The organism is Bradyrhizobium sp. Ses1 (assembly GCF_059512365.1).
Window position 1 is genome coordinate 80,313 of sequence record NZ_JCAMOQ010000017.1, and the last position, 23,178, is coordinate 103,490.

General features: G+C 64.5%; 20 protein-coding genes. 12 read left to right on the plus strand and 8 right to left on the minus strand.

Translation table 11 applies throughout. From position 1 onward, the window contains the following. Positions 1-20 precede the first annotated feature (20 nt). Together AC5ZG5_RS20715 and AC5ZG5_RS20720 are read right to left on the minus strand one after the other, a co-directional pair. A complete protein-coding gene (locus AC5ZG5_RS20715; RefSeq protein ID WP_130223198.1) occupies positions 21-1,010 on the minus strand; it encodes an ABC transporter permease in 990 nt (329 codons plus the stop codon). Continuing rightward, a complete protein-coding gene (locus AC5ZG5_RS20720) occupies positions 1,007-2,521 on the minus strand; it encodes a sugar ABC transporter ATP-binding protein (protein ID WP_456643773.1) in 1,515 nt (504 codons plus the stop codon). The genes AC5ZG5_RS20715 and AC5ZG5_RS20720 overlap by 4 nt, the downstream gene beginning before the upstream one ends. Before the next feature lie 167 nt (positions 2,522-2,688). Here AC5ZG5_RS20720 and AC5ZG5_RS20725 point away from each other — a divergent pair, with 167 nt between their 5' ends. Then, a complete protein-coding gene (locus AC5ZG5_RS20725) occupies positions 2,689-3,579 on the plus strand; it encodes a CoA transferase subunit A (protein ID WP_456643772.1) in 891 nt (296 codons plus the stop codon). A gap of 3 nt (positions 3,580-3,582) precedes the next feature. Further along, positions 3,583-4,395: a CoA-transferase subunit beta gene (locus AC5ZG5_RS20730; RefSeq protein WP_456643771.1), complete on the plus strand. Its 813-nt coding sequence runs from the start codon at positions 3,583-3,585 to the stop codon at positions 4,393-4,395. Between the two features lie 72 nt (positions 4,396-4,467). Here the strand turns inward: AC5ZG5_RS20730 and AC5ZG5_RS20735 are convergent, their stop codons facing one another. Both AC5ZG5_RS20735 and AC5ZG5_RS20740 read right to left on the minus strand, forming a co-directional pair. After that, entirely contained in the window at positions 4,468-5,610 is a 1,143-nt protein-coding gene (locus tag AC5ZG5_RS20735; protein WP_456643770.1) for a CaiB/BaiF CoA transferase family protein, read from the minus strand. A 19-nt stretch (positions 5,611-5,629) separates the two neighbouring features. Next, positions 5,630-6,685, minus strand: coding sequence for a LacI family DNA-binding transcriptional regulator (locus AC5ZG5_RS20740; protein WP_456643769.1), 1,056 nt, complete (start codon positions 6,683-6,685; stop codon positions 5,630-5,632). 206 nt (positions 6,686-6,891) lie between these two features. Between AC5ZG5_RS20740 and AC5ZG5_RS20745 the strand changes: the two genes are divergently transcribed. The 4 genes from AC5ZG5_RS20745 to AC5ZG5_RS20760 are packed head-to-tail and all read left to right on the plus strand — an operon-like array spanning position 6,892 to position 10,161. Next, positions 6,892-7,668 carry an ATP-binding cassette domain-containing protein gene (locus AC5ZG5_RS20745; protein ID WP_456643768.1) on the plus strand — a complete coding sequence of 259 codons (777 nt, stop codon included), beginning with the start codon at positions 6,892-6,894 and terminating at the stop codon, positions 7,666-7,668. 25 nt (positions 7,669-7,693) lie between these two features. Beyond that, positions 7,694-8,626 (plus strand): CoA transferase subunit A, encoded by a 933-nt coding sequence (locus tag AC5ZG5_RS20750; protein WP_456643767.1) that lies wholly within the window; start codon positions 7,694-7,696, stop codon positions 8,624-8,626. Beyond that, a complete protein-coding gene (locus tag AC5ZG5_RS20755) occupies positions 8,619-9,392 on the plus strand; it encodes a CoA-transferase subunit beta (protein WP_130223212.1) in 774 nt (257 codons plus the stop codon). Before AC5ZG5_RS20750 ends, AC5ZG5_RS20755 begins: the two co-directional genes overlap by 8 nt. A gap of 22 nt (positions 9,393-9,414) precedes the next feature. Then, positions 9,415-10,161, plus strand: coding sequence for a hypothetical protein (locus AC5ZG5_RS20760; RefSeq protein ID WP_456643766.1), 747 nt, complete (start codon positions 9,415-9,417; stop codon positions 10,159-10,161). Positions 10,162-10,192: 31 nt separating this feature from the next. On the opposite strand, the gene AC5ZG5_RS20765 is transcribed toward AC5ZG5_RS20760, so the two are convergent. After that, positions 10,193-11,875 carry a thiamine pyrophosphate-binding protein gene (locus tag AC5ZG5_RS20765; RefSeq protein ID WP_456643765.1) on the minus strand — a complete coding sequence of 561 codons (1,683 nt, stop codon included), beginning with the start codon at positions 11,873-11,875 and terminating at the stop codon, positions 10,193-10,195. Between the two features lie 186 nt (positions 11,876-12,061). Here AC5ZG5_RS20765 and AC5ZG5_RS20770 point away from each other — a divergent pair, with 186 nt between their 5' ends. From AC5ZG5_RS20770 to AC5ZG5_RS20795, 6 genes are all read left to right on the plus strand, one after another. Further along, positions 12,062-13,540 (plus strand): xylulokinase, encoded by a 1,479-nt coding sequence (locus tag AC5ZG5_RS20770; RefSeq protein ID WP_456643764.1) that lies wholly within the window; start codon positions 12,062-12,064, stop codon positions 13,538-13,540. A gap of 1 nt (position 13,541) precedes the next feature. Next, the gene (locus AC5ZG5_RS20775) at positions 13,542-14,735 is read left to right on the plus strand and encodes a CaiB/BaiF CoA transferase family protein (protein ID WP_456643763.1); all 1,194 of its coding nucleotides are present in this window, start codon (positions 13,542-13,544) and stop codon (positions 14,733-14,735) included. Between the two features lie 243 nt (positions 14,736-14,978). Further along, positions 14,979-15,947, plus strand: a complete 969-nt coding sequence (locus tag AC5ZG5_RS20780) for a sugar ABC transporter substrate-binding protein (RefSeq protein WP_456643762.1) — start codon at positions 14,979-14,981, stop codon at positions 15,945-15,947. 52 nt (positions 15,948-15,999) lie between these two features. Next, positions 16,000-17,013: an ABC transporter permease gene (locus AC5ZG5_RS20785; RefSeq protein WP_496165463.1), complete on the plus strand. Its 1,014-nt coding sequence runs from the start codon at positions 16,000-16,002 to the stop codon at positions 17,011-17,013. Beyond that, positions 17,010-17,918: a CoA transferase subunit A gene (locus AC5ZG5_RS20790; protein WP_456643761.1), complete on the plus strand. Its 909-nt coding sequence runs from the start codon at positions 17,010-17,012 to the stop codon at positions 17,916-17,918. Before AC5ZG5_RS20785 ends, AC5ZG5_RS20790 begins: the two co-directional genes overlap by 4 nt. Continuing rightward, positions 17,915-18,733, plus strand: a complete 819-nt coding sequence (locus AC5ZG5_RS20795; RefSeq protein WP_456643760.1) for a hypothetical protein — start codon at positions 17,915-17,917, stop codon at positions 18,731-18,733. Before AC5ZG5_RS20790 ends, AC5ZG5_RS20795 begins: the two co-directional genes overlap by 4 nt. Before the next feature lie 174 nt (positions 18,734-18,907). Here the strand turns inward: AC5ZG5_RS20795 and AC5ZG5_RS20800 are convergent, their stop codons facing one another. Genes AC5ZG5_RS20800 through AC5ZG5_RS20810 form a run of 3 tightly spaced genes read right to left on the minus strand, consistent with a single transcriptional unit; the run spans position 18,908 to position 22,978 of the window. Next, a complete protein-coding gene (locus tag AC5ZG5_RS20800; RefSeq protein ID WP_456643759.1) occupies positions 18,908-20,458 on the minus strand; it encodes an AMP-binding protein in 1,551 nt (516 codons plus the stop codon). A gap of 32 nt (positions 20,459-20,490) precedes the next feature. Further along, complete coding sequence (locus AC5ZG5_RS20805; protein ID WP_456643758.1) at positions 20,491-21,807, minus strand: thiolase family protein; 1,317 nt, start codon at positions 21,805-21,807, stop codon at positions 20,491-20,493. 4 nt (positions 21,808-21,811) lie between these two features. After that, positions 21,812-22,978 carry an ABC transporter substrate-binding protein gene (locus tag AC5ZG5_RS20810; RefSeq protein ID WP_456643757.1) on the minus strand — a complete coding sequence of 389 codons (1,167 nt, stop codon included), beginning with the start codon at positions 22,976-22,978 and terminating at the stop codon, positions 21,812-21,814. Positions 22,979-23,178 lie beyond the last annotated feature (200 nt).

Here is a 23,178-nt window from a genome sequence, read left to right on the forward strand (position 1 = left end):
TTCTCCTCCAATTGCGGGCTTCAGCGCCGCTTTCTCCATTCGCTCATGACGACCGCCAGAACGATGATCACGCCCTTGAGCAGCATCTGAGAATAAGGTGACACGTTGAGCAGGTTGAGGACGTTCGATAGGAACGCCATGATCAGCACGCCGAGCACCGTGCCGCCGACACCGCCGACGCCGCCATCGAAGGTGGTGCCGCCGATCAGCGTGGCTGCGATGGCGTCGAGCTCATAGAGCGTGCCGGCATTGGGCTCGCCGACAGTGAGGCGGCTCGCCAGGACGACGCCCGCAAGACCCGCCAGCAGCCCGCTCACCGTGTAGACGAGCACCTTGTTGCGCTCGACTGCGATGCCCGAGAGGCGAGCCGCCTCCTCATTGGCACCGACGGCGTAGACGGCGCGGCCGAACACGGTGTAGCGGAGCGTCACAGCCGCGATCAGCCATACGAACGCGAACAGCACCACCGGCGCCGGAACAGGCCCGATGAAGCCGGACCCGAGAAAAGTGAAGGCCGCCGACGCATCGCGCACGATGACGTTGCTGCCTTCCGTATAGATGTAGACGAGGCCACGCACGAAGATCATCGTGCTCAACGTCGCGATGAAAGGCTGCAGGCGCAGACGCGTGATCAGCAGCCCGTTGACGATGCCGACCGCGACCCCCGCCGCGACCCCGACCAGCACCGCGGCGCCCACGCCGTAGTGCGCGAAGCCGGCCGTCAAGGCGGCCGAAATGCCGACGATGGAGCCGGCCGAGAGGTCGATTCCCCGGTTCAAGATGACGTAGGTCATCCCGATGCTGACGAGGCCGATCATGGTCGCCCCGCGCAACACATTCAGGATATTGCGCGAGGACAGGAAGTACGGCGACAGCAGGCTCGCCACGACGAGCAGCAGCACGAGTGCGAGCACGTTGCTGTAACGCACCAGCAAGCCCAGGGCCCGGTTGTAACCGGAGTTGGCGGATTTGGGAGAGGCCGCGCCTTCCGTGATGGCGGTGTCGGTCATGCGTGAAGCTCTTGCTTGATGGATTGAGCGGGGAGGGCGAGAGCGAGCAGGCTTTCTTCCGTCGCACGGTCGCCCTCGACTTCGCCGGTGATCCGCCCGTCGCTCATGACGAGCACGCGATCGGCCATGCCCAGGATCTCGGGCAGTTCGGAGGAGATGAGCAGGACCGCAATTCCCTCGCGGGCGAGTTGATCGACGAGCGCGTAGATCTCGCGCTTGGCGCCCACATCGATACCGCGGGTGGGCTCGTCAAGGATGAGCACGCGCACGCCCTTGAGGAGCCATCGCGCAAGGATGCATTTCTGCTGGTTGCCGCCGCTCAGCACGGCGATCGGCTGCTCGGCATGAGGGGTCCGCACGTTGAGGCGGCCGATAAACGCCCGCGCCTGCTCGGCCTGCTTGCGGCTGTTGAGCACGCCGAAGCGGCTGTGCTTCTCCGGAGCCGCGAACGCGATGTTCTCGCGAACCGAAAGCGGCATGAAGAGGCCGTCGCGGCGATCCTCGGCGATGTAGGACACGCCCTTTCTGATCGCGTCCGCCGGGCTGCGCAGGACGACCGGTTCTCCGTCGATCAGGATGCGCCCCGCCGAGATCGGGGCTGCACCGAACAGGGCGCGCGCCAGCTCCGTTCGGCCTGCGCCGACCAGGCCGGAGAGGCCGAGAATCTCGCCGGCGCACAACGTCAGGCTTGCGTCCCTGAAGCCGTGACCTGAAATCTCCCGCGCCTCCAGCACCGGCTTGCCGGGCACCCTCCCCTTGGCGGGGAAGCGCTCGCCAAGATCACGCCCGACCATGAGGCCGATCAGCACATCCTTGCTGGTCGACGCCACGTCCAGGGTCGTCACCCTGCGGCCATCCTTCAGGACGGTGACGCGCGAGGCGATCCGGAAAATCTCGTCCAGATGATGCGAGATATAAAGAAAGCTGACGCCATCGGCCTGCAGCCCCCGCACGATGGTGAAGAGGCGATCGACCTCCACCGGCGTGAGACTCGCGGTCGGCTCATCGAGAATGATCAGGCGCGCCTTGAATGCGAGCGCCTTGGCGAGCTGGATGAGCTGCCGCTGCGCGATCGACAATGCCTCGACCGGGGTACGCGGATTGAGATCGAGGCCGACACGCTCCAGTAATTCGGCGGTCCTGCGATCGGCTTCGGCCCAATCCACCCGTCCCCAGGCCGCCAGCGGCAGGCGTCCCATAAAAACGTTTTCCGAAATGGACAAAGGACTGCAAAGCTTTGGCTCCTGATGCACCATGCTGACCCCGAGCTTGAGCGCCGCGAAGGGATCCGGAATCCGCACCGGACGGCCATCCAGCAAGATTTCGCCGCCATCCGGCGTGTAGATTCCGTCCAGGACCTTCATCAGGGTCGATTTTCCGGCGCCGTTTTCTCCAATAAGCGCATGTATTTCACCGCGCTCGACCAGCAATGACACCTGATCAAGCGCCACCACGCCGGGAAACGACTTCGAAATACCGCGAACATCAAGAAAAGCCGGGACCGGCGCCAAGTATTTCCTCCATCTCACCCGCGTCTCCACAGTTTTGAGACTTGTCGCGCGGTGTATGATCGATATAAAAACGTTTTTGTATCGGACGCGCAAGCTGAAAATGCAATCTGGCGGCCGATCACGTTGTGAAATTTTGTGGGGTCCGCCTCACGGTGCCGGGAGCCGCCATGAAGAACAAGCTCGTTTCACTCGAGGCCGCGCTGGCCCCGATCCCGTCCGGCGCGACGCTGGCGATCGGCGGGAGTCTGCTGCGGCGCCAGCCCAATGCGGCCGTCCGCGAATTGATCCGCCGCGAGATCAAGGACCTCACCTTGGTCACGTGGGCGACCACCACCGCGACCGACATGCTGGCCGCAGCGGGCGCGATCCGGCGCTGGGAGGGCATCTATGCAGGGATGTTCAGCCACGGCCTCGCGCCCAATTTCAGGCGCGGCGTCCAGAGCGGGACCATCACGGCGCGCGACTTCTCCGAATGCGCGATCGTGGCGCGTTTCCGCGCGGCCGCAGCGGGGCTCGCCTTCATGCCCGTTCGCTCGCTGCTCGGCTCCGACATGGCGGCGCGCAATCCGGAGCAAATCCGGCCCATCACCTGCCCCTTCAGCGGCGACAAGCTCCATGCAGTCGCCGCAGCCGACGCCGATTTCACCATCATTCACGGTTACGCCGGCGACTGCTACGGCAACGTGCAGTGGCCCGTCGTGCGCGACAGCGACGACATCGACCAGCTCATGGCGAGCGGTGCGAGGCGGCTCATCGTCACCGTCGAGAAGATCGTTCCGCACCAGCAGGTCAAGGCGCAGCCGACCCTCACCTATATTCCGGGACAGTGGGTCGAGGCCATCGTCGAGGTCCCGCAAGGCGCGCATCCGGCGGCCTGCGACTCCATCTACGACGAAGACGAAGAGCATCTGCGGCTTTACCTCGAGCACGCCAAGACCCCCGAAGGCATGGCGAGCTATCTCGACCGCTTCGTCCGCACGCCACGGACTCACGACGAGTACCTTCACGCCAGCGGCGCTTCCGCCCGCCTCCCGTCCCTTTCCGTTCAGCAGGGCTGACGCATGAACACGCTTACCGCCACCGGCTTCACCGTCAACGAACTCGCAGCCTGTATCATTGCGCGCGAAATCAGGGATGACGACCTGATCTTTGTCGGCGTCGGCACCAACGGACGCGCCTTCACGCTCGCCGTCGGCATCCCGCTCACCGCGTGTCGCCTCGCGCAACTGCGCCATGCGCCCGGCGCGACGGTCTACTGGGGCAACCTGTTGGATCCGGACCTTTCCAGCATGCCCGACAACCTCCGCCAGGACAGCCTGACGCGCTGGCATGCCGCGGCCTGCCCGGCCGACACGGGCTTCAAATGCGACATGCTTGGCCGCGGCCGCTTCGACGTCTCGTTCGAGTCCGCGGCGCAGGTCGATCGCCACGGCAATCTCAACATCACCGCGATCGGCGATTATGCAAAGCCGGATGTACGGCTGGTCGGCTGCCTCGCCCAGCCCGAGCATCTGGCCTTTGTACGCCGTCCCATCATCGTGGTGGACCTCGACAAGCGTACGTTCGTGGAGCAGGTCGATTTCGTGACCAGCGTCGGCCACCGGGTGCGGGGCACTCCGCGTCGGGAATTTGGCCTGCCAGGGCCGGGCCCGGCGCTCGTCGTCACCGACAAGGCCATCTTCGACTTCGGGACCGACGGCGCCATGCGCCTGCGTTCGCTGCATCCGGGCGTAACGCTCGATGACGTGCGCTCACGCATGGGCTTCGCGCCGACCATTCCCGAAAAGATCCCCGTCACGGAGCAACCGTTGCCCGAGGAGTTACGCCTGCTGCGCGAGGTGATTGATCCACGCGGCGTATTGATGCGGGTTTGAGCGCCCCCGAATAATGTGGCACGAACGTGCCACGGGGCAGCGCCGCCGCCCCGTGCGCGTTCGGCGCTCACTTCAGCCGAGCCAGTCCGCGACCACCTCGCTGGTGTGCTCTCCGATCGACGGCGCCCGCCGGCGGATGCTGTTCGCGGTCTCCGAGAGCTTCACGGTGACCCCGTGCATCGGCACATTGCCGTCGGGATAAGCGATATCGACGATCTGCTCGCGATGCTTGAGCTGCGGATTTGTGACCACTTCGGCAATGGTGGCGACCTTCCCGCACGGCACCTCGGCACGCGCCAGCGTCTCGACCACGTCGTCGGAGTGGTGCTGGGCGATCCAGCCGGCGATGATGGTTTCGATCGCGTCAGCGTTGGCCATACGTGCAGCGTGCGTGGCGAACCGATCATCCGAGAGCAGGTGCTCGAGACCGGCCGCCTTACACAAGCGGGGAAATAGCGCATCATTGCCGGCATTGAAGTGAATCCAGCGCTCGTCCTTGCAACGATAGTTGTTGGCGGGCGCCGAATAGCGGTCGCGCGCGCCCTTGCGCGTGGCCTCCGTTCCGAACAGCGCGTATTCGGGAATGGCGGTCAACAGCAGGGTCACCGCGCTGTCCAATAGCGCAGCGTCAACCACCTGCCCTCGTCCTGTCCGCTCGCGCGCCTGCAAGGCTCCGAGCGCACCGACAGTCGCGTAGAGGCCGGTCACCTGATCGACGACGAAGGCTCCCGAAGGGACCGGCTTGCCGCCGGCCTCGCCCGTGATCTCCATCAGGCCACTCATGGCCTGCGCGATGACATCGAAGCAGGGGCGCTGCGCATGCGGTCCGGTCTGTCCGAAGCCGGAGATGCGCACCATGATCAGACGCGGATTGATGGCGGAAAGCTCCTCGTAGCTGCATCCCATCTTCTCGAGGGTGCCCGGCCGGAAATTCTCGATCAGGATGTCCGCTTTGGCGGCGAGGTCGCGCAGGAGCTGCTGGCCCTCGGCGCTGCGATAGTCGAGCGCAAGGCTGCGCTTGTTGCGATTGAACATCATGACATAGAGGCTCTCGCCTCCGACCTTTGGCGCAATCGCCCGGGCATCCTCACCCTTGCCGGCCCGCTCCACCTTGACGACGTCGGCGCCCATGTCGCCCAGCAGCATTCCGCAAACAGGTCCCGCAATGAAGCGCGACAAATCGAGGACCTTGATCCCCTCAAGCGAACCGGCCATTTCCTCTCCTTGACTGGAATTATACGGCTTCTTTCTTGCGCTTCCTGCCCGCCGCCTGGGGGGCGCGCGCGGTGGACCCGCGGACCACGAGGCCCGTCGGGAAAATCTGCTCGCGTGCCGGCGACGGACGCTGATTGCGGATCCGCTTCATAAGCATCTCCGCCGCGGCCGCGCCCATGGTGCGCTTCTGCAGATGGATGGTGGTGAGATCGATACGACGGAAGGAAGCGAGCTGGATGTCGTCGAGACCGACAACCGAGAGATCGCTCGGCACCTTGATGCCGAGCTCCATGGCCGCCTCGATCACGCCCATGGCGTTCAGGTCGTTGCTGGCCATGATCGCGGTGGGGCGATTGGGCAGAGACAACAAGCGCAGGCCGGCGTCATAGCCGGTCGGCAAATTGTAGTCGCCGTTGAAGATGAGTTCGGCATCCCGGTCCAGCTTCAGGCGGCGGACCGCGGCCTTGTAGGCCTCGAGCCGTTCGGCGGCGGTCGAGGAGTCCATGGGACCACGCACGAAGCCGATGCGGGTATGGCCGAGACTGGCGAGATGATCGACCGCCTGGGTGATTCCGCCGACATTGTCGGAACCGACATAGTCATCCTCGTGGCGCGGACTGCGCCGCTGGACCAGCACAAACGGCGTCCCCGAATCGAGCAGCTCGCGAACGCGCGGCGTATCCGTGTATTGGGAGATCAGCACCATGCCATCGACCTGGCTGTCGAGCAGCGCGCGCATATGCCAGATCTGCTTCTCCTCATCGCCATCCGTGTTGCAGAGAAGCAGGCTGCACTTTTCGCGGATCGCCACGTCCTCCACGCCACGGACGAAATCCGGAAAGGCCGGGTTGGCGACGTCCGCGATCAGGACGCCGATGGTGAAGCTGCGCTGCATCCGGAGCGCCCTGGCCACGGCAGACGCACGATAGCCGAGACGCTCGGCCGTCTCCTTCACCAGCCGCCGGGTCTCCTCGCTCACATGCTGTTTGCCAACCAGCGCGTTGGAGACGGTCGAGAGGGCGATGCCGCACTCGTTGGCGACATCCTTGATCGTTACGCGCTTCTTGTCCTTCATGTCTCAGGCTCTCCGACACCCATGCACCGTTCCGCACCAATAACGGCCGGCCGGGCTTCGTCCAGATTCAGACCCTGAGAGAACGCACATCGCAAGCAGATTAAGTCCGCAGTTGACCCCGGCGTCATAGCACGTGTAGCTTGCAAAACCAAGAAACGTTTTCGGAAATCGTTTCGCGGCTTGTCAGGCCGACACGGAGGATGCGAATGACCCCAGGCATGAGCGGCGCGGCCCTTCTTGAAGGGCGTGGCGTCAGGAAATCCTACGGCCCGGTGCATGCCTTGCGGGGCGTCGACTTCCGCATCCGCAAAGGCGAGACCATCGCGCTCGTCGGCGACAATGGCGCGGGCAAGAGCACCTTCGTCAAGATCCTGTCCGGCGCCATTCAGCCGACCGGAGGAGAAATCCTGTTCGACGGCCGCCCTATCGCGATCTCCTCCACGGAGGTGGCGAGGAATCTGGGAATCCAAACCGTGTACCAGGACCTCGGCCTCTGCGACAATTTGAGCGTCGCCGACAACATATTTCTGGGCCGGGAAAGGACCTGGGGGATCGCTCCGCTGCGTTTCCTGGACAAGCGCAGCATGCGCGCGGCGGCTGACCATGCGCTGAAGGGCCTTTCTGTCAACGTGCCGCGCGCCGACGCCAACGTTTCCGGTCTCAGCGGCGGCCAGCGCCAGGCCGTTGCGCTGGCCCGCACCAAACTATGGAAATCCTCGCTCGTGCTGCTCGACGAGCCGACTGCCGCGCTCGGCGTGCAGGAGACCAAGCGAGCGATGGACGCCGTGCGGAAGCTGCAGGAACAAGGCATCTCCATCGTGCTCATCAGCCACAACATGCCGCTGGTGATGGAGATGAGCCACCGTGTGGTGGTTCTGCGGCATGGGACCAAGGTGGGCGACGTGCCGACCGCCTCCGTCAATGGCGACGATATCGTGTCGCTGATCACCGGCGCCCGCCAGACCTGGATCGAGGCGGCCTGAGCGCCTTACGGACAAGACCCCCAGCATGGTGCAAACGCCGTCGAAACTCGTCTCGCTGGCCGAGGCCGCGCAATCCGTCGTGAGCGGCGCATCGCTGACCGCCGGCGGCTTCGCGCATTCCCACCAGCCGCTCGCCTTCACGCGCGAGCTCATCCGGCAAGGGCACTCGCGGCTCACGCTGATGAGCGTGGCAGAATGCTGGGTCGCAGAATTCTTGGCCGCCGCGGGCATGCTCGAGAAGGTGTATTTCTCGAACTTCATGTTCGAGGGCTACGGCCGCTGCCAGCGTTTCTCCAAGGCGGTGGAGGCCGGCACCATCGCGGTCGAAGATCACAGCCATTTCGGCATGGTGTCGCGCCTGATGGCGGCGGGGCTCGGCTTGCCGTTCATGCCCATGAAAGCGATGGCGGGGACGGATATCCTCGCGGTCTCCGGTTTCGAGCCGGCGGCGCACAAGGCCAAGCGCCTGGAGTCACCCTTCGGCAACGGCATCGTCACCGCGGTCTCTCCGCTCAAGCCCGACGTAGCCATCATCCATGCCGCCCGCGCCGACCGGCTCGGCAATGCGCAGCTATTCGGGACAACGTCGGTGATCGAGGAGCAGGCGCGCGCTGCGCGACAGGTGATCGTCACCGTCGAAGAGATCGTGGACACCGACGTCATCCGTCGCCAACCGGAACTCACGCTGCTGCCGGCGCTGATGGTCGACATGATCGTCCATGTGCCGTACGGCGCGCATCCGACGGGAGTCTACGGCTACTACGACCATGACGCCCCTCATCTTGCCGACTACTACGCGGCGTCGCGCTCGGAAACTGATACGGTGGCCTGGCTTGACCGCTGGGTGCATGGCCTGCCCGATCATTATGCCTATCTGGACGCCCTGACGATGTCCCGGCTGCTCCGCCTGCGCGTCGACCCCGCGTTGGGTTACCTGCGTGAGATCAGCCATGACTGACGTCAGCCGCGACGAATACATGGCTGTCGCCGCCTCGCGCGAGATTCGCGACGGCGACACCGCCTTCATCGGGACAGGCCTGCCCATGGTGGCCGCCTATCTCGCCAAGGCGACGCACGCGCCGCGCGTCAACCTCGTGTTCGAGTCCGGCATCATTGATCCCCAGCCTGTCGATCTCGCCACCGGCGTGGGCGACTATCGGCTTGTGCACGGCTCTACCAAGGTCGCGGGCACGTTCTATGCCCTCAGCCTGCTGCAGCAGGCGAAGGTCGACATCGGCTTTCTCGGCACGGCCGAGATCGATCCCTACGGCAACCTCAACTCCACGGTGATCGGGCCCTACGACCGGCCGCGAGTCCGGCTGCCGGGCAGCGGCGGCGCCAACGACATCGCCAGCATGGCGAAGCGCTTCGTGGTGATCGCGCGCCTCGATCGCAAGCGCTTCGTCGAGAAGGTGCAGTACCTGACGACACCGGGCTTCCTCACCGGTCCTGGCGCACGCGAAGCTGCGGGCTTGCCGGGGGCCGGCCCGGTCAGGGTGATCAGCGATCGCGCGGTCCTTGGTTTTGATCCGGCCTCAAAGCGCATGCGCGTGGAACGGCTCTATCCCGGGGTAACTCTGGGCGAGGTACAGGAGCACATCGCTTTTGCGATCGATGCGGCTCCAACGCTCGAAACCGAACCGAAGCCCGACACTCATTTGCTCCGCCTGTTGCGCGAGGTCATCGATCCCGACGGGGTCTATGTCGGTCGCGACGAGCGCTGAGCCCATCCGAGGATTCCCGCCAATGTCCGCAGGACACAAAGTCGTTTCGCTCGCCGATGCAATCGGCCTCATTCGCGACGCCGACTGTGTTGCCCTTGGCGGCCACGCCGGGCGCAGGCCGCCGATGGCGCTGGCGTGCGAGATCATCCGGCAGGGCCACAAGGACCTTCGTCTCCTGTCCTGGGACAAAAGCCTGGCGCTCGAACTCCTCGTTGCCGGGGGTTGCGGCGCGAGCATCCCGGCCAATGACATCGAGACCCGGGATCGCATCCGCGCCATCGCGCTCGGGTTGCCCTTCACATCGGGCACGTGGGACTCCCATTTCCGCATATTGCGGCCGGATGTCGTGCTCCTGCATGCGCAGTGGGCCGATGCGGACGGCAACGTTCGCTTCGCGCTGGATCAATGGGAGCCCGAACTCCCGGACCTGCTGCTCGCGAAGACCGCGACAAAGGTGATCGTGTCCGTCGAGCAGGTCGTCAGTAGCCAAGCTATCGCCCAGCGCCCGACCGATCCCTTTCTGTCCGGCGAAGCCGTCGCCTGCATCGTCGAAGCACCTTACGGCGCGTATCCCGCCGCCTGCGACACCCGCTACGAAGCGGACCACGCAGCGCTTGGCGAGATCGCCGACGCGACGCGGTCGCACCAGGCCCTACGAGCCTGGCTGGATACGCATGTGTTCAAGCCGGGCGATCATTGGGCGGCCCTCGATGCCGTCGGTTCGAGACGGCTGCTCGGCATCACGACCGACCGGGTGTTGCGGGTCTGATCTCCGACAACACCGCGGTCGGCTGCGGGCCTCAGATCGGATCCTTCCAGACGTTCTCGCTTCCGTCGATGCGGACGTCGATCAGGTAGAAGCGGCCCGAGGCCTTGCCTCGGGCAATCGCGGCAGCCAGGTCTCCGGGATTGGCAACCTTCTCACCGTCGCCGCCCATGCACTTGGCGATGCCCGCATAGTCCACGTCGCCGAAATCCACGCCGATGTAGCGCTGGCCGTGGAAGTGCAGCTCTTCCTGCTTGATGTTGCCGTACGCCATGTCGTTCATCACGATCAGCGTGAACGGCGCCTTTTCGCGCACGGCAGTCTCCATGTCGCCCATGCTCATGCCGAGCGAGCCATCGCCAACGACGGCGATGACGTCCTTGCCCGGCCCGGCAAGCTTGGCGGCGATCGCAGCCGGCAGGCCGAAGGCCATGTTTCCGTAGCCGACCGGCTTCATGTAGGCGCCGGGCGTCTTGATCGGCAGCATATGCGTCCAGACGCCTGGGTTGCCTGCATCGGCAACAATCACCGTGTTCGCATCAATCGCTGCGCCGAGCGTCTGCATGACCCATTGCGGCTTGATCGGCCGCGACGTCGCGTAGGCCGGGGCGAAGACGTCCTTGCGCCACTCCTCCCGCAGCCGCCTGGCCTGAGCGAGCCAGTCTGCGCGCGCGGCGGCATTGGCCGATACCTTGCCCTGCAGCGCCCCTGCGAGCCGCCGCAGCGCATCCGTTGCGTCGCCGATCACGCCCACGGCGACCGGGTAGTTGCGGCCGACGATCGCCGGATCGAGATCCACCTGCACGATGTTCCGCGTCAGCGGCAGCGTCCAGCGCGAGGTCGACGCTGCATTCATGCTGTTGCCGACGACAAGGACGCAATCCGAGTCCTGCAGCAGGTGTTTAGAAACCTTGGTGCCGAAGCGGCTGCGCGGGCCGAAGCACAGATCGTGGTCGCCGGGCACGGCAGAGATGCCGTTGAAGCTCGTCACGATCGGCGCACCGAGCAGTTCGGCCAGCTTCAGCGCGGCTTCGCCGGCCCGCGCGATGATCGCGCCGCGACCAAGCCACAGCACCGGTTTCCTGGCGACGGCCAGCGCCTGGGCAGCCGCCGCGATGGAGGCATCAGGCGCGACCGGGCGCTCGTTGAACCGGTAATTCTGCGGGTCGATCGGCTCGAACGCGATCTCGCCGCCCTCGACCGCATCGCGGGCGAAATCGAGCAGAACGGGGCCGGGATTGCCGGTCGTCGCCACACGGAAGGCCTCGCGCACCGCCTGCGGAATCCCCTCGCTGTCCGGCACGAAACGGCTCAGCTTGGTGAACTGCCGAAACAGTGTGATGTGATCGGCATCCTGGTTATCGTCCTGGCCGATGTGCCGGCGCCGATTGTTGCAGGTGATCACCACAACCGGACTTGAATCGCGGTGCGCACCGCCTACGGCGGTGATCAGGTTGGTAGCCCCGGGGCCGGTGGTCGCGAGGCAGACGCCGGGCTTGCCGGTGAGACGGCCGTAGGCGTCGGCCATATGTGCGGCAGCGCGCTCATCGCGCGTCGTGATGAAACGGATGCCGGGCTCGTCATAGAGCGCGTCCATGATCGAGAGCGTTTGGCCGCCAGGTACGCCGAAGATGAACTCCACACCTTCGAGCTTGAGGCATTGGACGACCGCACGTGCGGCTCCGATCTTGGCTCGCGCGGGCTGTGAAGTCGTCATCTGCTGCACTCCTGACTGTCTTTGAGATCCGCGGCCGTCTTGGCCATGGCAGCGACGCGTAGCAGAAAAAAACGTTTTCGGAAATCGTTTTTTGTGTCTTTATGCCAGCACGCCAAAACCGACGTACGGGACCCATGAATCTGCCCGCCTCTCCCGCCGCCATCTCCTTCACAGGATCGAGTCATAATGCGAGGTAACCTGATCCTCGCCATCGACGCCGGCACCAGCAGCACGCGGGCCACGCTGTTCGACGCGACTGGCGTGCGGCTCGCACATGCCAGCCGCCCCTTCAGCGTTGCGCTTCAGGCCTCGTTCGCCGAGGCCGATCCTGCATCGCTGTGGGCAGCGGTCGTCGAAACGGTCCGTGATCTCGGCGTCGATCGGGAGCGCATCGCCGCGATCGGCGTCACCGCCGCGATTGGCATGGTGCTCACGGACGCGCACGGGCTGCCGCTTGCTCCCATCTGCACCTGGCAGGACCGGCGCGCGACGCGTGAAGCTGCCCTCATCGAACGTCGACTTGGCGCCGCAACGGTCTATGGCATCTCCGGTCGCCGGATCGCCCCCGAGCTGACCGGGCCGCTGCTGCTCTGGTTCCGCGATCATCAGGCCGACGTCTTCGCCAAAGCGCGCCTCATGCTGACCATGAAGGACTGGCTGCTCATGCGGCTTTGCGGCGAACCCGTCTGCGATCCCGCGGGCGCTTCCTATTCGCTGCTGTTCGATGTGGGGCGGGGCGCCTGGAGCGAGGACTTGATCGCAGCGCTGGAACTGCCGCGCCACCTTTTCCCCGAGATACGCGACGGCACCGCGATCGCCGGCCGGCTGACCCGGGGCGCGGCGAATGCGCTGGGGCTGCTGGATGGAACACCGGTGGTGGTCGGCGGCCCTGACGGCACCGTCGGCGGAATGGGAGGCGGCATGGTCGAGCCCGGCATTGCCGTCAACGTCATGGGCACCACGGACGTCATCTTTGCCTGCGCCGACCAGCCATGCTTCGATCCGGATCGCCGCCTGGTCCTCAATCGCTTTCCTGTCGGAGAGGCTTGGTGCATCGGCGGTCCTATGGCCGCTACCGGCGGCGCGGTCGCGTGGCTTGCCGGCGTGCTCGGCGCCGACTTGCCGACGCTGACGGCCGAAGCCGCTGCGATCGCCGCCGGCAGCGACGGCCTGATCTTTTCACCGATGCTGGCGGGCTCGCGGACGCCGCGATGGGACGTCACCGAACGCGGCGGCTTGACGCGACTAGGTTTCGAGCACGGACGCGGGCATCTGTTCCGCGCCGCGCTCGAAGGCGTAGCGATTGAGGTCGCAGAGGTCTTCGATGCGCTCGCGACCGCGGGCATGCCGGTGCGCGAGATCCGTGCTGTGGGCGGTGGGGCCGAGTCGTCGCTGTGGCTCGAAATTCGCGCCGCCCTGCTCGGCAAGCCGCTCATCGTACCTGAAATCGCCGAGGCTTCGGCGCTCGGCGCCGCCATGCTGGCAGCCGTCGGCGTCGGACTTCATGCCGACCTTCGGGCGGCTAGCGCCGCGATGGTCCGAATCCGCGAGAAGATCGAACCGGCGCCCGATGCGATCGCCGCCTACGCTCATCTCAAGAAGCAGTATCTCGCCTACCGCCAACACCTCGACAGACTTCCGGTTCAGGAAGCAGGAGATCTTTGACATGTTCAGTGCGCTACAGGGATTGAAGGTCCTCGACGTGTCGCGCTTCATCGCCGGCCCGTTCTGCGCGATGCAGCTTGCCGATCACGGTGCTGATGTCGTCAAGGTGGAGCGCATCGACTCGGGCGAGGACACCCGCGAGAACGAGCCGAAGCTTGGCGGCGAGAGCGTCTATTTCATGACCTATAACCGCAACAAGCGCAGCTTCGCGCTCGATTTCCGCAAGCCTGAGGCCCAGCAGGTGCTGCGCGAACTCGCCGGCAAGGCCGACATCCTGATCGAAAACTTCCGTCCGGGAACGATGGAGCAGATGGGCTGTGGCTGGGAGGCGCTGCATGCGCTGAACCCGCGGCTCATCATGGTGCGCATCTCGGGCTTCGGCCAGACCGGGCCTCTCTCGCAGCGCCCCTGCTTCGACGTGATCGCGCAGGCGACGAGCGGATTGATGGAGCTCACCGGCGACCCGAACGGCCCGCCGACCATGGCCGGCACTTTCGTGGTGGATTACACGACCGCGCTCTACGCCACCATCGGGGCGCTCACCGCGCTTGCCGCCCGCGAGCAGACCGGCAAGGGCCAGCTCGTCGAAGCCACGTTACTCGAAAGCGCAGCCAGCCTGTTGATGACGGCGATCCCCGAGCAGGCCGTCTTCGGCCGCAGCATGAGCCGCCAGGGCAACCGGGACCGCTACACGTCGCCGGTCAACACCTTCAAGGGATCGGACGGCGCCTGGGTGCATATCGCCTCGGGCACCGATCCGCTGTTCCAGCGTCTGGTCAACGCAATGGGACGCGAGGACCTGCTGCAGGATCCGCGCTTCGCCACCGTCAAGGCGCGCGTGGCGAACGCATCCGCGATCGAGACCGAAGTCCAGGCCTGGGTTTTCAGACACACTGCCGACGCCGTGGTCGAGGCCATGGACCGCGCCGGGGTGCCCTGCGCCAAGGTCTCCACGATGACTGACGTGGTCGAGAACCCTCAGCTCAAGGCCCGCAACCAGATCCTGACGGTCGATCATCCGCGCGCCGGCGCATATCCGACCCACGGCATCACGGTCACGCTGCGCGAGACACCGGGCGCCGTGCGCCGACCTTCTCCGCTGGTCGGCGAACACACAAGCGAGGTGGCCGCCGAGTGGCTCGGCTGGTCCCGCGAACGCTGCGATGAATTGATCGGAAGGCGCGTGATCGGATGAGGGACTCGCGACGCCGACCTTGGACCTCGGATGCCGATCAGACGTTCGCCCCGCGACGCCCCGCCGCGCTGGCCGACCCTGCAGCCGGAACAGCGGTCTTAGCGGTTGACGTTTGCGGGAGGGCCTGATCAAGTAGGATACAGAAACGTTTTTCGGAAATCGTTTTCGGAGTAGCAGCCCTACGGCGGAAACGTTCAGGGCCGATGCCCCCGCCAAGGGCCGGCCCTTATCGGGAGGGAATCCATGTTCACCATGCGTTGGCTCAAGGCCGCGATGCTCGCGCTTGTTGCGGCCGTCGGGCTTGCGGGAGCGATCCCTGCACAGGCTCAGGACAAGATTACGATCGGCGCCATCATCTACGCGCGTGACTCGCAATACTGGCAGCAGATCGAGCGCGGCATGCGCGACGCGGCTGCGAAATACGGCGCGACGATCACGTTCGGCCTCAACCAGCGCAAGCTGCCGACCGAGGGCCAGGTGATCGAGGACTTCGTCACCCGCGGGGTCGACGTGCTGATCATGCCGCCGCTCGACAAGCAGGGTTCGGTCGCATCCGCCCGCCGGGCCAAGGACCGCAACATCATGGTCGTCGAATACGACACCAGGCTCGAAGATGCTTCGATCGCCAGCCACTCGATCGGCGTCGACAGCCACGAACTGGCCGCCGCGGTCGGCAAGGAGCTGCGCAAATATCTGGAGAGCAAGGGCGGCCAGCCCTCGATCGGCATCATCACACTGCCGCCGATCAACGCCAACATGCAGCCCCGGCGCCAGGGCTTCTTGTCCGCTCTCGAAGGCTTGAAGTACGAGACTGTCGCCGAGGTCAGCGGCGCCACCCCCGAGGAGGGCGCCAACGGCCTGGAGAACATCCTGCGTCGCAAGCCCGACACCACGGCCATCTGGGCCTCCAACGCCGGCACGCTCGCCGGAGCGGCAGCCGCAGCGCGCCGGGCCAACACGCAGACCAAGCTGTACGGTATCGACATGAGCCAGGATCTCGCCCAGATGCTGCTCGACCCGTCGAGCGCGGTGGAGGCGATCGCCGACCAGCAGCCTTACCGCATCGGCTATCTGACCGTCGAAACCGCGGTGAAGGCCAAGCGCGGCGAAAATCAACCGCGCTACGTCAACGTGCCGGTGAAGCTCTACACCAAGAGCGATCAGCAACCCGTGAAAGAATATCTGGACCTCGTGCGCTCCTTGTCCAACTGAGGCGAGGCACGGAGCTCCTTAGAAGCCCCCCACAATCTTCCTGCGAGAACCCATGTCCATGAACAGCACGCTCGCCCAACCTCGCGAAGGCATCAGTCCGGCGCGACTAAAGGCGGCCCTGGCCTCCTGGCGCGCCGAGATCGGCGTCGGCATCGCGTTGGCGGCACTCATCATCTACTTCTCGGCGACGGCTTCGAATTTCCTGACTGTCGCCAACTTCGCAACGCTCCTCACGCAGACTTCGGTCGTCGCGATGATCGCGGTCGGGATGACGATGGTGATCATCGCAGGTGAGATCGACCTATCAGTGGGAGCAACCGTTGGCCTTGCCGGAACCGTGATGTCGCTCCTGGTCGTGAAGCTCGGCTGGTCGCTCGTCACCGCAAGCGCGCTCGCAGTCGGCATCGCGGTCCTCATCGGCGCCTTCATCGGCGCGCTGCGCGTGATCTGGGCGATCCCGTCCTTCATCACGACGCTGGGGCTGCTGTCGGCGCTGCGCGGCGTCGCGTTCTACATTAGCGACGGCCTCACCATCGGGCCGATGCCGAAGGCGCTCGACGGTCTATGGTATGGCTCCGTTCTCGGCCTGCCTGCACCGGTCGTTCTCATGGCCGGCACGATCGGACTTGGCTGGCTACTGCTCTCGCAACTGCGCTTCGGGCGGCACCTCTATGCCGTCGGCGGCAACCCGATCACGGCCTCGCGCTACGGCGTGCCCGTGCGCGCCATCCGCATTGCCGTGTTCATCATTGTCCAGGTGCTCGCGGCGATCGGCGGCATCATGCTCGTGTCGCGGCTGAACTCGGGCAGCGCCACCGTCGGCGAGCATATCGAACTCGACGTGATCGCCGCGGTCATCGTCGGCGGAACCAGCCTGAACGGCGGATATGGTCGCCTCGTCGGCACCGTGCTCGGCGTCATGTTCGTCGCCGTGCTGCGCAATGGCATGGTCCTCGCCGGTATCGACCCCATCGTGTTCCTGATCGCCCAGGGCCTCGTCATCATCCTCGCCGTCTGGTGGAGCATGCTCCGCCGGCAGCGCACACGTGCGGACGGATTTGCATGAGCAAAGCTCCCCTTGCTTCGAAGTTGATCACCCTGCCGGAAGCCGCCGGACGCGTTGGCGACGGTTGCCGGCTCGCTCTCGGCGGCTTCGCCGTCTATCAGAAACCAATGGCCTTCGTGCGCGAGCTGGTCCGCCAGGGCCGGCGCGACCTGACGATCATCGGATCCGCCCACTCCTTCGATGTCGACATGCTGGCAGGCGCCGGCTGCCTGAAGAAGGTCGAAACATCTTATGTGGGGCTGGAGAAGCACGGCCTGGCACGCAATTATCGGCGCGCCGTGGAAGGCGGGCGCCTCAAGGTCGTCGACTATCCCGAGATGGCCTGCTGGGACCGCTTCCGCGCCAACCAGGATGGCTTCGACTTCTGGCCGGCCAAGTTTCTGGGCGGCAACGATGTCGTCACCTACAACGACGAGATCAAGGAATTCCCCTGCCCCATCACCGGCCGCAGGCTGCACGCTTTCCCAGCGGCAAATCCCGATGTGGTGGTGATCCACGCTATCGCGGCCGACGAGCAGGGCAACATCGTAACGCCGGCGCGGCGGCTGCTGCCGCAGAGCGGCGACGTGCTGATGGCCCGCTCGTGCGAGCATGTCATCGTCACCGCGGAAAAGATCGTCGCAAAATCCTTCATCAAGCGGCACGCCCGTTTCGTCGAGCTGCCCTCCTATCGGATCAGCGCCGTGGTCGAGGTGCCGTGGGGATCGCATCCGACGCCGACGCTGGGGCGATATCTGGCCGATGATACCCATCTCGATGCCTATGTGGCGGCCTCTGCAAACGACGGCACCTTCGCCGCCTACCTTGATGATTGGGTCCGCCGGCCGGTGGACCATTTCGCTTATCTGGACAAGCTCGGCGCCGCCCAGCTTTCTCGCCTCGCCGACCTCGGGAGCCTTGCATGACCGCGCCCGCCACCCTCAACGAAACGCTCGCCGTCGCACTGGCCCGCAGCTTTGCCGATGCCGAGGTCGGCTTCACCGGTCTCCTCACGGGGGCCGCGGCGGCCCTGTTCGGGACCGGCATCCCGCTTGCGGCCATGGAGCTCGCCAAGCGCATGCACGCACCGAACCTGACCATCCTGCTCGCTGGCTGCTATCATAATCCGGACTTCAGCGAGATCGACCGGCTGCCCGACTCCGAGCACAACGCGATGCTGCGCGACCTGCCCTGCGAGTCCCAGATGGTCGACTATCCCGGCCAGTTCGTGCTCAAACGCGGCGACGTGAGCTTCGGATTCAGCAGTGCGGTACAGGTGGACCGCGTCGGCAACATCAACAGTGTTTGCGTCGGTCCGCACGACCGGCCCAAGGTTCGCCTCGTCGGCCCGATCCTGCAGCCCGAGCATATGACGCTGTTCCGGCGCGAATATGTGATGATGCCGCACCATGACCGGCGCAACTTCGTCGAGAAGGTCGATTACGTCTCCGGCGTCGGCTATCCGGGAGGGATCGAAGGACGCAGGAAGCTCGGCCTCGACTGGGGCGGCCCCTGCATGGTCGTCACCCCCAAATGTCTGTTCGACTTCGACCGCGAGGCCGGGCGCATGAAGGTCCGCTCGATCCACCGCGGCGTCAGCCGACAGGAGCTGCAGGCCGCCACCGGATTCGACCTCGGCGACCTTTCATCGATTCCCGAAACCGAGCCGCCGACGGCCGAAGAGCTGCACATCCTCCGCCACGACGTGGATGCGCGCGGCGTCCTGATGCCCACGCTCTGAGGGATACAGCCGAACGCGATCGGACGCCGCATCGACGGGATCGATCGGGAAGGATGTAGTCGATTCAGAGCGTTTTCGAGCGAAGTGGACACCGGTTCGCGTGAAGAAAACGCGTCAAAACAAGAATCTAGAGCTTCGGTTCTGATCCAATCAGAACCGAAATGCTCTAGGTCGTCAGGGCGCCGGCGTTGGCTGTAGACTTTCCCGCAGCGCCTTCTTGTCCGGCTTGCCTAGTGACGTCAGCGGAATGTCCTGACGAAAGTGAATCGCCTTCGGCGCACAGACCGGTCCTTTGGCCTGCCGGACCCAGGCGATCAGGTCGGCCTCCGATGCGGTCATGTTTTCGCGCAAGACCACGACGGCGGTAACGGCTTCACCCCACACGGGGTCGGGTAGCCCAATGATGGCTGCGGCGGAAACGGCCTCGTGTGCGGTAAGGACGTCCTCGACCTCCGAAGGATAAACGTTGAAGCCACCGGTGATGATCATGTCCTTCGATCGACCGACGATGTAGAAGAAGCCGTCATCGTCGCAGCGCGCCAAATCGCCGGTATGCAGCCAGCCGTCGCGAAAGGCATGGGCAGTCTCCTCCGGCCGATTCCAATAGCCCTCCATCACTAACGGTCCGCGGACACAGATCTCACCCAACTCTCCTACACCGACCTGCCCTCCCTCCTCGTTTAAAAGCGCGACCTGGCTATTGCCGATTGGGACCCCGCATGAGGCCAGCCGTCGATTGTCGATGGAAAGATGATCATCTCTTCGCAAGACCGTCACGGAATTGGGGGCCTCGGATTGCCCATAGAGTTGCATGAAGATCGGGCCAAAACGCTCGATCGCTTCGCGCAGGCGGACGGGTGTCATCGGCGCGGCCCCGTAGATCACAAGTTCGAGGCCGATGCCCCGGACGTCATGAGACGCCGCGTGGTCCAGCAGTTTGTAAATCATGGTCGGCACGAGGAAGGTGGCGGAAACGCCATACGACCGTACGGCCTCGAAGAATCCTTCCGGCGTGAAACCGTTGGCCATCACGACGGTGCCGCTCAAGACCAGGACGGGCAACAGGCAGCCACCCGCGCCATGACTGATGGGCGTCGTCGCGAGGAAGACCGGCGCTCGCGGCCACTCCCACTCCGCCAATTCCGCCATCGTCATGGCGACGTGCGTGCGATGACTGTGCATCACTCCTTTCGGCCGCCCCGTCGTACCGCCGGTATAGATCAGCCAGCAGAGATCGCTCGGCCTCGCATTCGAGACCAAGTCGCGCGCGGGAAACGATCCGGCTTCGGCAAGCACGTCGACCGCGGTTTCGCTGGGCCCCAGTGCCATCGCCTCGACGCAGCGAACCCGCGAGACGATCGCACGTGCACGGTCGGCGAATGTCGCGGGGTCGAAGAAGAAGGCCTTTGCGCCGCTGTCCTCGAGCATGAAAATCTGATCTTCCGCGGAAGCAAGCGGATGGAGGTTAGTCAGACGCGCTCCCGAGAGATAACACGCCGCACCGATCAGAAATGCTTCCATGCTATTGCGAGACAGACAGGCGACACCGTCGCCGCGGCGGACTCCGTGCCGTTCGAAGACCTGCAACATGCGCGAGAGCAGCGCTCCGAAGTCACGATAGGTCGTTCGCTTGCCATCGGAGATGAACGCCGTTCGATCGCCGCCGCGCCTGATCGCCCTGATGAGAATGTCACCCATCGTGGACGGTGCGTGAAGTTGATCCATCGATTACCTTTCCGCCATCTGCCGGGCCACGACTAGGATGCTCGCTCGTAGACGATGACAGCGGCGAGCGCCTCTTCGAGTCCGATCACGCCGCCACCGTTCTCCTGGAGGGCAATACGTGCATTCGGGACTTGTCGGGCCCCCGCCTCGCCACGCAACTGGGTCACCAATTCGAAGCACATGGACAGGCCGGTGGCGCCTATTGGATGACCTTTGGAGACCAACCCGCCGGATGTGTTAATGGGTAGCGCGCCGCCGATCTTCGTTGCGCCGCTGGCTACGAATTGTCCTCCCTCGCCGACGTCGCAAAAGCGCAACATCTCGCTCTGATAGATCTCGCAGAAGGAGGTGGCATCATGTACCTCGGCAACATCGACGTCGCTGGGTTTGATGCCCGCCATCGCGTAGGCGCGATCAGCCGCCGCTCGCGAAAGGCTTGGTTCGTCCGGGAGGCGATACTTGCCGCCAGTCACGGCCAGCCCTCGGATCAGAACGGCACGGCGCTGCACCTCCGCGGGCTGGGCGCGAAGGAACGTTTCCGAGCAAAGCAAAGCCGCAGCGGCACCGTCTCCGATCGGCGCACACATCGATCGTGTCAGCGGGTCCGAGACCATCCTGTCGCCAAGGACCTGTTGTGGAGTCATTTCGAAGCGATATTGCGCATTTGGATTGAGCGCGCCGTTGCAGTGGTTCTTTGCTGCACCGATTGCGATCTGCTCGGCGGTGGTTCCGTAGAGCTGCATATGCAGCCTGGCCTGCATCGCGTAGGTGTCCATCGCTACCGTGCGGTCAGGAGATCGCTGGAATGGCTTTCCCACTTCGCGACCGATCTGCGCGTAATGTTCCTCCCACTCCTGCGGATCGAAACTGTCCAATCCGCGCTCGAACTCCGCGAGCATGGCGGCCTGATTATCTGGATCGTAGAGTTTCTCAACCCCAAGGGCGAGGGTGAGATCGGCATCGCCGGCGCGAATCTCCTTAAAAGCTGCGGCTAACGCCAGGCTGGCGGTGGCACAGCCGCCTTCCACGTTCACGATCGGCGCCCGTTCCGGAAACCAGCCCTCGCGGACGAGCGGAATGAAGCACACGTTGCCGCGCGCAGAGGCTTGTCCCCAGTAATGCATGAGACAATTGCCGAACCAGGCGGCTTCGATGGGCGGGTATTCCTCAAGCTTCGCGTCCGACAGCGCCCCGAAATAGGCGTCTCGCGTGAGCTGTTTGAAGGACTTGTCCGGCCATCGCCCAAACGGGGTCGCATAAGCCCCGAGAACATACACATTGTTGGTCAAACGATCGCTCCTCATGATGAAGGTTGTTCGCGTGCCACTGCGTGCTGGCGCGCTGCGCATTCGACTAGCCGCGTTTCGCGACCAGGGGGCAGGTGCTTTGGTCCAGGGGACGGAATGCCTTGTCGCCGGGAGTAGCCGAGAGTATCTTGAAGAGATCCCACTCTCCCTTCGATTCTTGCGGCTTCTTGACCTGGAGCAGCAGAATGTCATGCAACATGATGCCATCGGCACGAACGCGCCCATCGGGCACCATCGGATCCCTGACCGGAAGTTCGCGAATCTTGTTTGCGATCGCCTCGCGATCGTCACTGCCTGCCGCTGCGACGCTCTTGAGATAATGCAGCGCGGCCGAATAGACACCCATTTGGACCGAGGTCGGCATTCGGCCTTGACGCTTTTGGAAACGTTCCGCCCAGGCGCGGGTTTCCGGCGTGCGATCCCAGTAGTAGCCGTCGGAAACGATCAGCCCTTGCGCCTCTTTCAGACCCACGGCGTGAGCGTCGGTGAGGTAGAACAGTCCGGTCGCCAATCTCTGGCTTTGTGTGATTCCGAACTCGTTTGCCTGTTTGACAGAGTTGATGGTGTCGGAACCGGCGTTCAACAGGGCGACCACATCGGCCTTCGAAGCTTGCGCCTGCAATAGAAAGGACGAGAAGTCCGCCGTATTCAGCGGCGTCTTGACGGATCCCACCACGGTGCCGCCGCTGGCTTTGATCGCCGCCGTCAGGTCTGCTGAAAGCGCCTCGCCCCAGGCATAATCCACCGGAAGGAAGAACCAGGACTTCCCCCCGCTCTCGGTAACTGCGCGGCCCATGGCGTTGGCGAGTGCGTAGCTGTCGTAGACCCACATAAATCCGTACGGCGAGCACGCCTCGGCGGTGAACTTTGAAGTGCCGCCCCCGGCGGCGATCAGAATTCCGGACTTGTTTCTGACGATGTCCTGAATAGCGAGCAGGATTCCGGAGTTCGGAACGTCGAGGATAAGGTCGACTTGCTCGACGTCGAGCCATTTGCGGGCAATGGATGTCGCTACGTCGACCTTTTGCAGGTGATCGGCCGAGATCAATTTCACCGGTTTGCCGAGCACGCTTCCGCCGAAATCTTCGATCGCCATCTGCGCTGCTACGACCGAACCTTTTCCCGAGCCGTCGGCGTAGGGTCCGCTCTGATCGTTGAGCACCCCTATGGTGATGCCGTTTGGCCCTGCATTTGCGGGCGGCGCCGCCAGCACTGCAACAAGAACCGCAATCGAAGCCGTCCAAAATTTCCAGTTCACAATTTCCTCCCATCCTAACAGCTCTGTTGTTTTTGCTCGAAGCTGTCGTGCGTTCCTCCCCCAAGTGGCGACAGAACGACTGTCTCCTGCCTAGGGCCGGTCGCGGCACTGAAACCTGCGACCGGATGGCGACAGATACCCCAATAATTTATATA